Origin of the sequence: Actinomyces timonensis DSM 23838 (assembly GCF_000295095.1) — a bacterium.
GTDB lineage: Bacteria > Actinomycetota > Actinomycetes > Actinomycetales > Actinomycetaceae > Actinomyces > Actinomyces timonensis.
In genome coordinates, this window is record NZ_JH806632.1 from 1,326,210 (window position 1) to 1,334,429 (window position 8,220).

Here is an 8,220-nt window from a genome sequence, read left to right on the forward strand (position 1 = left end):
CGGGGGAGGCTGCTCCCCAGGAGGCCCCCGCCGCGGAGGACGACATCGTGGACGCTGAGATCGTCGACGACGAGGACTCCAAGTGAGCCAGGACAGCAGCAGCTGTCAAGCCCCGGGTTTTGTGGAGGCTTGTTTATCTGGTTCCGGCTAGCGCGGGTTGGCGCTGTCCGGGGTCTGGTGGCGCCGACTCGGCGAGTCCGGCGCCGGCGTCGGCGTCAGTGTCGGTGGTGGGGGCCTGGAGGGCCCAGGCGGCCTCGTGCTCGACGGGCGTCTGCATGGAGATCGCCGAGTGGGGCCGGGCCGTGTTGTACCAGTGCGCCCACCGCGCGGTGGCGATCTCGACGTCCTGAAGGTTTCTGAACAGCCCGTGGGGCCTGACCAGCTCGGCCTTGTACAGGCAGTTCAGGGCCTCGGCCATGGCGTTGTCGTAGGAGTCCCCCCCTTGGATTCCACCGAGGCCACCGCCTGGCAGTCGTCCAGCGCGGCCCCGTAGCGCACGGCGCGGTACTGCACACCCCGGTCGCAGTGGTCGATGAGCCCACTCAGATCCATGCCATCACGTTTGCGCTGGTAGACGGCCATCTCCAGGGCGTCGAGCGCCAGATCGGTCTTGAGGCTGTCACTGGTCTGCCAGCCCACGATCCGCCGCGAGAAGACATCCATCACGAACGCCGTGCACACCCACCCCTCCAGGGTGCGCACATAGGAGGGGGTACCTCCCACGAAGTGGGGGAATGTCCGCGACCCACAGGCGGTTCGCAGCGCTGGCCTCGAAACGGCGCTCCACGAGGTCGGCGGGGCACTCCTGGCGGGGCGCCGAGATCGTGGTGCTGGGCTTGCGGGCGCGGCGCGCGCCCTGGATGCCCAGGATCCTCATCACCCGCTCGGTGGTGCACCGGGCGATATGCCCCAGGCCGTGCTCGGCAGCGCGCTCGGGACGGTTGAGCATGACGTGGATCTTGCGGGCCCCCAAGACCCCGTAATTGGCCTGGTGGACCCTGGTGATCTCGGCCTTGAGGGCCTCGTCGCGCACCGATCTGGCTGACGGGGGCCGGCTTCTGGCGGCGCAGCCAGGTGGACGGGGCGATCCTGGCGGCCCGAGTCCGTCAGGACCCGGCAGATCGGTCCGGGCCCCGAGCCCCCCCTTGTTGTCCTCGATGAATCCCACGAGGTCTGCTACCGGCGGCCCGGGCTCCGCCTGGGCGAAATACGCGCTCGCCTTGCGCAGGATCTCGTTGGCCCGCCTCAGCTCGCGCACCTCGCGCTCCAGGTCCTTGATGCGCTGAGCATCGGCCGTGGTGGTCCCAGGCCGCCCCCCAGCATCGACCTGAGCGGTCCGCACCCACGTGCGCGGCGCCTCGGGATGGACGCCCAGCTCATCGGCGACCCTCTTGATCGCGCCCCTGGCGCGCTCAGGATCCGCCAGAGCCTGCCGAGCCAGCCTCGTGGCACGATCCACGAAGCTCGATCGGATACTTCCTCTGCCCCATGACAGTGATTCCTTTCCCCCTTGCATCACTGCCTCCATCAAACCCGAGGCGCAACATACCTCTGACGGTCGCCACCCCTTGGGCCGGCGACCGTCAGTCTTTGGTACCTGGTGCGGGCACGTCGCCTGCGGCCTCCTCTACCGGCAGCTCCAGGACAGCAGTCAGCCCGCCGGTAGGGTTGGCGTTCAGGTGCAGGGCCCCACCGTGGGCGGTGGCGACGGCGGTCACGATCGCCAGCCCCAGCCCGTGCCCGGTGCCCCTGGTCCGCCCCCGGCCCTCGCTACGGACAAAAGGCTCGCGCAGGGACTCCACCTGCTCGGCAGGTACTACCGGCCCGTCGTTGCGGACCGTCAGCCGTACGCCGTCGGCCAGGTGTGACAAGCCGACCGTGATCCTGCCGCCCTCGACGTTGTAGCGGGCTGCGTTACCCAGCAGGTTGGACACGCTCTGGCGCAGCAGCACCGGATCACCCGGAACACGGACGGGCCGCAGGTGGGTGGAGACGTGCAGGCCCCGCTCGGTGACCTCCGGCGCGATGAGTGCCAGGGCGTCACGGACCGTGGCCTCCATGTCCACGCTCTCGTGGGCCAGCCTGCCGGACTGGGCGTCGGCCAGGTCCAGCAGGGCGTCAATGGTCTCCTGGTTGGCGCGGTTGGTCTCCAGGACCCGGGTCAGTACCTTGCGGAGGTCCTCGGCGGAGGCCTGCGGGTCGGACAGGGCGACGTCGATCATGGTCTGCACGGTGGCCAGGGGGGTGCGCAGCTCGTGGGAGGCGTTGGCCGCGAAGCGCTGGTGCACGGAGAAGGACCGCTCCAGGGAGGCCAGCATGGTGTCAAAGGTGTCTGCCAGGTCGTGGATCTCGTCACGCGGCCCGGACAGGACCAGCCGCTGGCTGAGGTCTCCTGAGGCGGCCCGCTTAGCAGCGGTGTTCATGGACGACAGCGGTCGCAGTATCCGCCCTGCCAGCACCCAGCCGACCGTCCCGGAGACCAGTGCCAGCATGATGAGCACCCCTACGGCGGAGCGCAGGATCGTACCGAGCAGGTCGAACAGGTTCGTGTCGACCTGGGCGGCCAGCGGGGTGGTGGAGCTGGTCTGGAAGTCGCTCTGCGGCTGGCCGAAGTCAATGGAGAGCGTGATATAGCGGGTGTAGACATAGACCAGGACGATAAGGATCGTCCCCGAGAGGGTCACCAGGCCTGCGTAGGTCGCGGTCAGCCGGGCCCTGATGCTCAGGTGCCGCGGGCGGTCAAGCCGCTCCTGACGGGAGTGGTCGGTGGCAGACGGCGGGTCAGCCGGGCCCACGCCCTGAGGGCGGGACGTGAGAGGGCCGCTCATGCGCTGAACCGGTAGCCGGCACCGGGGACCGTCTGGATGACCCAGGGCTCGCCCAGCTTGCGGCGCAGGTGCGAGATTGTCACCCGGGTGGAGTTGGTGAAGGGGTCGGCGTTGGCGTCCCACGCCTTCTCCAGCAGCCGCTCCGCACTGATGACCCCGCCCTCAGCCTCCATGAGGACCTGGAGGACCGCGAACTCCTTGGGGCTCAGACGGATAAAGCGCCCCTCGCGGTAGACCTCCCGGCGGAAGGGGTCCAGGCGTACCCCGTGGGCCTCAAGGACCGGGGTACGTGCCGGCTGGCTGCGCCGTCCCAGTGCTCGCAGCCGGGCCACCAGCTCCGGAAACTCGAAGGGCTTGGTCAGGTAGTCGTCCGCACCCAGCTCAAAGCCCCCCACGCGGGCGTTCAGCGTCCGTGAGGCCGTAAGCATGAGGACCCGGGTGCTCGGGTGCCTGGCAACCACCTGGCGGCAGACCTCGTCGCCGTGGACCACCGGCAGGTCCCGGTCCAGGACAAGGACGTCATAGTCGTTGGACTCCACCTGCGCCAGGGCGCTAGCCCCGTCACCGACGACGTCGACGGCCATGGCCTCGCGCCGCAGCCCTGTGGCGATGGCCTCAGCCAGGTACTCCTCATCCTCTACGACCAGAACGCGCATCGCGTTGTACTCCTTGCTCGTGGTCCTCCAGTGCCCTGTGCATCCCCTGTGCTGACTGCGGGGGCGCCGGGCGGCCTCATACAACGCGACTATCCAACCAGGGGCCGTGTTAACGACAGATAAGCGAATTCTTGAAGGGTCTCGCAACGTCGCCCCGGGTTGGCTTAGGGCGTCGCGAGGTGCTGCACCGCGCCCCGGCCGGTCCGTGCCGACTCTGCTGGCACTGGTCGTCCGTCTGCCCCTGGCCATGCGCAAGCTGGCCGGAACTGAAAGGAACAACATGCACAAGACAAGCTTCACCCTCCGGACCGTCGCGCTCCTGGCCTGTGCGGCCTGCGCTGTCGGCGTGACGGCAGGATGCAGTGACAAGTCCTCCTCCAACAGCGCTGGCCAGCAGGCGTCCTCCTCCCAGAGCGCCTCGCCAGGAAGCAACGAGGAGTACCTGCTCAGGATGGTCAAGTGCATGCGGGACAAGGGGGTTGACGTCTCTGACCCCGACTCCCAGGGCAGCGTCCAGTTCCCCCAGACGGAGGAGGCCACCAGGATTGGTAACCAGTGCGTCAAGGAGGTCGGTCCCGCCCCGGGTGTCGAGGACCTCTCCAAGCCTGATGTCCAGCAGGACCTGGTCAAGGCCGCTCAGTGCCTGCGCGCTGAGGGCTACGACGTGCCTGACCCCTCGCCCGAGAAGGGGCTCCAGCTCAACGGCGAGATCCCCAAGGATGTCATGGACAAGTGCTTCTCCAGCCTGGGGGGCAACAAGTAGCCCAGCCTGGCGGGGGCGTGACCGGGGCATGACCTTGAGCCACGACGCCCCCACAGACGCACGTCATTACGACACGGACCAGTTCACCACTATCAACTCAGACAGGTATGTACATGAATGAGACCACGGCCCGCCCGCGCAGCGGCGGGGCCTCTCCGGCCGGAAGCTCTGACTCCCTGGACAGGGAGCCGGGGCACAGCCTTCGGCGTCGAACCTTCCTGACCGTAGGCGCTGTCGCCACCCTGGCCGTGGGTGCGGGAGCGGGCGCCTTCGCCTTCAAGTCAGGTGCCTTCGCCGCCAAGGATGACAGCCCGAAGACCTCGACCTTTACCGGCGCCACCGACACCATCACCAAGGGTGATCTTCAGGGGGAGACCTCGGTGACCGGTACCCTGCGCTACTCCGAGCCGCACAAGCTCAAGGCTGGCTTTGAGGGCATACTCATCCAGGTGCCGGACTCCGGTACCGTGCTGACCCAGGGCGACGTCCTCTACCGCACGGGAACCGAGACCGCCTACCTCATGCACGGCTCACTGCCCGCCTGGCGCAGCTTTGAGCCTGGCATGGACAACGGCGAGGACATCCGCCAGCTGGAGACGGCCCTGAAGGAGCTGGGCTACTTCAGCTACGAGCCGGACGACCGCTTCACCTGGGCCACCACCAGCGCCATCCTTAAGTGGCAGAAGGCCGTCGGGCTGTCCCAGACCGGGACCATCCCCCTGGGACGGATAGTCTTCAGCCCCAAGGACCTGCGCGTCGGGACAGTCAGCGCCCGTCTGGGGGACCGGGTCAGCCCCGAGGCAGAGCTCTACGACGTCACCTCCACCACCCAGGTGGTGGACGCCCACGTCAAGCTCTCCGACCAGAAGCTGGCTGTTGTCGGCACCGCCGTGACCATCTCGCTGCCGGACTCCAAGACCACCACCGGCACCATCACCTCGGTGGGCACCCCCACGGAGAAGACCTCTAGCTCGGGGGCGGGTGCAGGTGGCAGCGAGACCAAGGAGCGAGTCATCCCGGTCACCGTCACCCTTGACGACGCCTCGGCAACCACCAACTTCCAGGAGATCTCCGTCACGGTGGCCCTGCCCAGCGAGAAGCGTGAGGGCGTCCTGTCGGTGCCGGTGGGTGCGCTGCTGGCCCTGGGTCCCAACGAGTACGGTGTCGAGATCGTCGAGTCTGACGGCACCACCCGCAAGGTGCCTGTGACCACCGGCCTGTTTGCCGCCGGGCGCGTCGAGATCTCCGGGGAGGGTATCTCCGAGGGGCAGCGAGTGGTGGTGCCGCAGACATGAGCCGCATCCTGTCTCTCAGAGACGTGCGCCGCACCTACGGCGAGCCCCCCGTGGCCGCCTGCGCGGGCGTGAGCCTAGAGGTGGACCAGGGAGAGTTCGTCGCCATCGTCGGCCCCTCAGGCTCGGGCAAGTCCACGCTCCTGAACCTGATCGGCACCCTGGACCGCCCCAGCTCGGGCACGGTCGAGATCGACGGCGTCGACGTCGGCTCGCTGTCCGACTCCAAGCTCTCGGCCCTGCGCGCCAGCCGTATCGGCTTTGTCTTCCAGCAGTTCCACCTGGCTGACGGGGTCAACGCGGTAGACAACGTGGCAGACGGGCTCCTCTACAGCGGCGTCCCCCGCTCCGAGCGGCGACGGCGCGCCCGGGCCGCCCTGGAGCGAGTGGGCCTGGCCCACCGCCTCGACCACCGCCCCCACCAGATGAGTGGTGGGGAGCGGCAGCGGGTGGCTATCGCCCGCGCCGTCGTGGGCGAGCCGCCGCTGCTGCTGGCCGACGAGCCCACGGGGAACCTCGACTCGGCCTCCGGGGCCTCGATCGTCGAGCTCCTCGACGAGCTCCACGCCCAGGGGACCACCATTATCGTCATCACCCACGACAACGAGCTGGCCGCCCAGCTGCCCCGGCAGATCGCCATCCGTGACGGCCGCATAGTGGGGGACTCCAGCCGTAAGGAGGTCACGTATGCCGTCTGAGGCGACGTCTACGACCAGGCCTGACCACGTCCCGGCAGCCGGGACCCAGAAGACCAGCCGCCCCTACGGGACAGGCCGTCCCGCAGGCTCAGGCGCACCGCTCCAGCGCTCGCGGCTGCGCCTCTCGGACGTGCTGCGGCTGGGGGGCACCGGGATCAAGGCCCGTCCTACCCGTGCTGCGCTGTCGGCCCTGGGGATCGCTATCGGTATCGCCGCCATGATCGCGGTGGTCGGTATCTCCGCGTCCAGCCGCGCCCAGCTTTCCGCCCAGCTTGACGCGCTGGGGACCAACCTGCTGACGGCCTCAGCCGGGCAGGACCTGTTCGGCAGGTCCTCCTCCCTGCCGGAGGACACGGTCGGCAAGGTCCGCCGCATCGAGCGCGTCCAGAGCGCGTCGAGCACCGGGCTGATCAAGGACGCGCTGGTCTACCGCAGCCCGCTCATTGACAAGAACGCCTCGGGTGGTATCAGCACCATGGCTGCGGACCGCTCGCTGCTAGACGTCGTGGCGGGCGAGATCGACCGGGGCACCTGGCTCAACGAGGCCACCAGCAAGTACCCGGCCACGGTCCTGGGCCATACGGCGGCTCAGCGTCTGGGTGTCGTCACCCCAGGCACCAAGGTGTGGCTTGGTGGCCGGTGGTTCACGGTGGTCGGCATCCTCAAGCCGGTGGTCCTGGCCCCTGAGCTCGACACCGCCGCGCTTATCGGTCAGGAGGTCGCCTCCAGCGAGCTGGGGCACGACGCCAAGCCGACCACGGTGTACACCCGCAGCCAGGACCCGGCGGTCTCCCAGGTGCGCGAGCTGCTGGCACCCTCGATCTCCCCTCAGGCGCCTAACGAGGTCAAGGTCTCGCGCCCCTCGGACGCGCTGGAGGCCAAGAACGCGGCGGGCAAGGCTTTCACCAGCCTGCTGCTGGGGGTGGGCTCGATCGCCCTGCTTGTCGGCGGTATCGGGGTGGCCAACACCATGATCATCTCGGTGCTGGAGCGCCGTCGTGAGATCGGGCTGAGACGCTCCCTGGGGGCTATGCGGGGCCATATCCTCGTGCAGTTCATGACCGAGGCGCTGCTGCTGTCCACCCTGGGTGGTGTGCTGGGGTGCGTGATCGGCATCGGGGTGACAGGGGCGATGGCGGCCGCGAACGGCTGGCCCTTCTCCCTGCCAGTGGTCGCAGTGGCTGGCGGCCTAGGAGTCACTATCGTGATCGGCGCCCTGGCTGGGGTGTACCCGGCTGTACGGGCCTCACGTACTCCTCCGACGGCTGCGCTCAACGCCCAGTAGCCTGGGCTCAGGGGGGCTCGGGCCGGGAAATGAGGGGTCCCGGCCCGGCCATACACCAGAGGGTCCCGCACTCAGCAGTGCGGGACCCTCTGGCTGCTCCCGTGGCCGCAAGGCCGAGGCTGCTGGCCACAGGCGGAAGCCTGCAGCCGGATCAGTCCGAGCCGAGCTTGCCGTCGACCGCGTCGCGGGCGGAGTCGATCTTGGCGTCGTACTTGCCGCCGGTCACCTTCTTGGCTGCTGTGGCGGCAGCGTCGAGCGCCTTGTCGCTGATCTTCTCGACCTTCTCCGAGCTCAGGGCGTCACCGGCCTTCTTTGCTACTGTGGCTGCGGCATCGTGTGCCTTGCCACTGATCTTCTCGATCTTGTCGGAGCCCAGAGCGTCATCGGCCTTCTTGGCCAGGTCGTCGAGTCCCATAGGTGCCTCTTTCTGTTGGCTGGGCAGCCGTCGGACGACAGCCTGTTGCGCAGAGCCGTCTCCCATTTGTCGAGAGCCTGTCGCTCGGTGTCGGACGGGGAGGCGGGATAGCCCTGCTGGACGTGTCCGCAGTGCTCAGGACGACGGGCGTGCGCTGGGGTGTTAGCTGGCCTGAGCCATCTGCATGTGCCACAGGTCACTTGCTGCTGGCGGAATGGACGACGTACCTACAAGGTTGAGCCAGTCAGACTCAAGATTGGGTGGCGTCGGGTTGACACGACCC

The 8,220-nt window shown here is 68.4% G+C and carries 10 protein-coding genes; 4 read left to right on the forward strand and 6 right to left on the reverse strand.

The features are described from left to right. Nucleotides 1-133 precede the first annotated feature (133 nt). From A1QA_RS15320 to A1QA_RS0105920, 5 genes are all read right to left on the reverse strand, one after another. On the reverse strand, nucleotides 134-418 hold the full coding sequence (locus A1QA_RS15320) for an integrase core domain-containing protein (protein ID WP_017177998.1): 285 nt from the start codon (nucleotides 416-418) through the stop codon (nucleotides 134-136). Then, nucleotides 403-663: a DDE-type integrase/transposase/recombinase gene (locus A1QA_RS15325; RefSeq protein WP_082181134.1), complete on the reverse strand. Its 261-nt coding sequence runs from the start codon at nucleotides 661-663 to the stop codon at nucleotides 403-405. Before A1QA_RS15325 ends, A1QA_RS15320 begins: the two co-directional genes overlap by 16 nt. Continuing rightward, on the reverse strand, nucleotides 620-1,459 hold the full coding sequence (locus A1QA_RS15330) for an IS3 family transposase (protein ID WP_017177999.1): 840 nt from the start codon (nucleotides 1,457-1,459) through the stop codon (nucleotides 620-622). The genes A1QA_RS15325 and A1QA_RS15330 overlap by 44 nt, the downstream gene beginning before the upstream one ends. 124 nt (nucleotides 1,460-1,583) lie before the next feature. Next, on the reverse strand, nucleotides 1,584-2,828 hold the full coding sequence (locus A1QA_RS0105915; RefSeq protein ID WP_043508014.1) for a sensor histidine kinase: 1,245 nt from the start codon (nucleotides 2,826-2,828) through the stop codon (nucleotides 1,584-1,586). Next, complete coding sequence (locus A1QA_RS0105920; protein WP_017178001.1) at nucleotides 2,825-3,484, reverse strand: response regulator transcription factor; 660 nt, start codon at nucleotides 3,482-3,484, stop codon at nucleotides 2,825-2,827. Before A1QA_RS0105920 ends, A1QA_RS0105915 begins: the two co-directional genes overlap by 4 nt. Nucleotides 3,485-3,764: 280 nt before the next feature. Between A1QA_RS0105920 and A1QA_RS0105925 the strand changes: the two genes are divergently transcribed. The 4 genes from A1QA_RS0105925 (at nucleotide 3,765) to A1QA_RS0105940 (ending at nucleotide 7,522) form a co-directional block, all read left to right on the forward strand. Then, complete coding sequence (locus A1QA_RS0105925) at nucleotides 3,765-4,247, forward strand: hypothetical protein (RefSeq protein WP_017178002.1); 483 nt, start codon at nucleotides 3,765-3,767, stop codon at nucleotides 4,245-4,247. A gap of 107 nt (nucleotides 4,248-4,354) precedes the next feature. After that, nucleotides 4,355-5,542 carry an efflux RND transporter periplasmic adaptor subunit gene (locus tag A1QA_RS0105930; protein ID WP_017178003.1) on the forward strand — a complete coding sequence of 396 codons (1,188 nt, stop codon included), beginning with the start codon at nucleotides 4,355-4,357 and terminating at the stop codon, nucleotides 5,540-5,542. Continuing rightward, nucleotides 5,539-6,237 (forward strand): ABC transporter ATP-binding protein, encoded by a 699-nt coding sequence (locus tag A1QA_RS0105935; protein WP_026048739.1) that lies wholly within the window; start codon nucleotides 5,539-5,541, stop codon nucleotides 6,235-6,237. Before A1QA_RS0105930 ends, A1QA_RS0105935 begins: the two co-directional genes overlap by 4 nt. Then, nucleotides 6,227-7,522 (forward strand): ABC transporter permease, encoded by a 1,296-nt coding sequence (locus A1QA_RS0105940; protein WP_017178005.1) that lies wholly within the window; start codon nucleotides 6,227-6,229, stop codon nucleotides 7,520-7,522. The genes A1QA_RS0105935 and A1QA_RS0105940 overlap by 11 nt, the downstream gene beginning before the upstream one ends. Before the next feature lie 151 nt (nucleotides 7,523-7,673). Here A1QA_RS0105940 and A1QA_RS0105945 read toward each other — a convergent pair whose 3' ends face one another. Continuing rightward, entirely contained in the window at nucleotides 7,674-7,937 is a 264-nt protein-coding gene (locus A1QA_RS0105945) for an Rv0909 family putative TA system antitoxin (RefSeq protein WP_017178006.1), read from the reverse strand. Nucleotides 7,938-8,220: the final 283 nt, after the last annotated feature.

What these genes read in the sequence shown, in the direction of transcription:
- A1QA_RS0105930 (WP_017178003.1), top strand. Translation starts at nt 4,355, where the DNA reads ATGTACATGAATGAGACCACGGCCCGCCCGCGCAGCGGCGGGGCCTCT.
- A1QA_RS0105945 (WP_017178006.1), bottom strand. Translation starts at nt 7,937, where the DNA reads ATGGGACTCGACGACCTGGCCAAGAAGGCCGATGACGCTCTGGGCTCC.
- A1QA_RS15325 (WP_082181134.1), bottom strand. Translation starts at nt 663, where the DNA reads ATGGATGTCTTCTCGCGGCGGATCGTGGGCTGGCAGACCAGTGACAGC.
- A1QA_RS15320 (WP_017177998.1), bottom strand. Translation starts at nt 418, where the DNA reads ATGGCCGAGGCCCTGAACTGCCTGTACAAGGCCGAGCTGGTCAGGCCC.
- A1QA_RS0105940 (WP_017178005.1), top strand. Translation starts at nt 6,227, where the DNA reads ATGCCGTCTGAGGCGACGTCTACGACCAGGCCTGACCACGTCCCGGCA.
- A1QA_RS0105935 (WP_026048739.1), top strand. Translation starts at nt 5,539, where the DNA reads ATGAGCCGCATCCTGTCTCTCAGAGACGTGCGCCGCACCTACGGCGAG.
- A1QA_RS0105925 (WP_017178002.1), top strand. Translation starts at nt 3,765, where the DNA reads ATGCACAAGACAAGCTTCACCCTCCGGACCGTCGCGCTCCTGGCCTGT.
- A1QA_RS0105915 (WP_043508014.1), bottom strand. Translation starts at nt 2,828, where the DNA reads ATGAGCGGCCCTCTCACGTCCCGCCCTCAGGGCGTGGGCCCGGCTGAC.
- A1QA_RS0105920 (WP_017178001.1), bottom strand. Translation starts at nt 3,484, where the DNA reads ATGCGCGTTCTGGTCGTAGAGGATGAGGAGTACCTGGCTGAGGCCATC.